Origin of the sequence: Sulfitobacter sp. 15WGC (assembly GCF_005068605.1) — a bacterium.
Classification (GTDB): Bacteria; Pseudomonadota; Alphaproteobacteria; order Rhodobacterales; family Rhodobacteraceae; genus Sulfitobacter; species Sulfitobacter faviae.
Window position 1 is genome coordinate 71,588 of record NZ_SZNL01000017.1, and the last position, 1,614, is coordinate 73,201.

Annotated in this window: 2 pseudogenes; both read right to left on the reverse strand. The window is 63.6% G+C overall.

The window, feature by feature from the left end:
* Nucleotides 1-1,190: pseudogene (tolB, locus tag FCK22_RS14290) on the reverse strand (Tol-Pal system beta propeller repeat protein TolB); the annotation flags it as partial.
* 1 nt (nt 1,191) lies between these two features.
* Nucleotides 1,192-1,485, reverse strand: a pseudogene (locus tag FCK22_RS14295) (energy transducer TonB); the annotation flags it as partial.
* Nucleotides 1,486-1,614: the final 129 nt, after the last annotated feature.

Consider the following 1,614-nt stretch of genomic DNA (forward strand, 5'->3'; position numbering starts at 1 on the left):
GGCCCAAGTCGGACCCTCATCGAGGAAGGAGGCGGTCAGCAGACGCTCTTCCGAGCCATCCAGCCGCATGACACCGATGTGGAAGCGGCCCTTGTTCTGCTTCGTGAAGGCCACCAAATCCCCGCGCGCGACCAGACCGGCGTGCCGTAACGCCCCTCACCAAAGGAAATCCGCGTCGCCTCTCCGCCGGTGGCGGGCATGACGTAAAGCTGCGGGCTGCCGGAACGGTCACTCTCAAAGACAATCCGGCTGCCATCGGGCGAGAAGCTCGGCGCCGTCTCAATCGCAGGCGTGTTCGTCAGGCGCACCGACTGGCCGCTGTTGATGTCCATCGAATAGATATCCGTGTTGCCGCCTTGGCTCAGCGAATAGACGACCGTCTGACCGCTGGGCGAGAACCGCGGCGCGAAGGCCATGGAGCCTTCGGCGCTTTGCAGCGCGCGGCGTTGGACGGTGCCGATATCCAAGACATAGATGCGCGGGAAACCGCTTTCATAGCTGGTGTAGAGCACACGGTCCCCGCTGGGCGAGAAACGCGGCGCCAGCACGATGGAGCCGGATTCGGTAAGGTATTTCAGGTTCGCCCCGTCATAATCCATCACGGCCAGACGTTTCTGGCGGTTGTCCTTCGGCCCGGTCTCAGAGACGAAAACCACGCGGCTGTCGAAATAGCCGCCCTCGCCGGTGATCCGGCTGTAAACCGCATCGGCCACCTTATGCGCCATGCGGCGCCAGCCGTCGACGGTGCCGCTGAATTGCAGACCGCCCTGCCCGCTGGCATCCAGCAGTTCCTCACCCGAGAAGACGTCATAGACGCGGAACTTCACATTCACGCTATTGCCGGTGACATTAACCGCCCCGGTGATCAGCGCCTGCGCGTTGATCGCCTTCCAATCGGCATATTCGACCGGCGCGTTGAAGTCGCTCACGGTGGAAATATAGGCGCTGGCCGGAATTTCGCGGAAGAGGCCGGTGCCCGTCAGATCGTCCGAGACGACGCGCGCGATGTCGACGGCCAGCTGCCCGGCCTCGCCGCTTTCGGGCTGAAAGCTGGGGACGGCGAAGGGCAGCGGCTCGATGGTCGGGTCGTCAATCACGATGCGCAACGGCTCGGCGCGCGCGGTGTCCGGGGCCGCCGCGAAGACGGTCGCGGCCCCCAGTGCCAGAAGTCCCAGAAGTCTCGTCAGCATGTTATCGGCTCCTCATTGGATCGAATGTCATCTCGATGTCTTGCCACTGGCTGTATTTTTCCTGTGGCAGGTCGTAGCCGCGGCTGCCGCAGCGGATGATTGCACGTTTGGCCGCCTCGAAGGCCTGCCTTGCTGCGGCATCGCCACCGCCGGAGGCGCTGAGCATCCGGATCGACCCGATCACCGGCGTGCCGTCCTGATTCATCTGCAGCCCCACGATCACCGTGGTCCGCGCCGCTTCGGTCGACAGCGCGCCGATGTTCCAGCAGGCCGAGACCGCAACGCGCAGGCTCTCGCCTGGGAGCTGTCTTCGTCGAGCACGTTCTTGAGGTTGCCGAACCGTGTCTTGAGGCTCATCACCCGGAATTCACGCAAGGAGTCGATTGGCGGGTTGGTGACTTGGCTAAAGTTCTGGCGGAAGAAA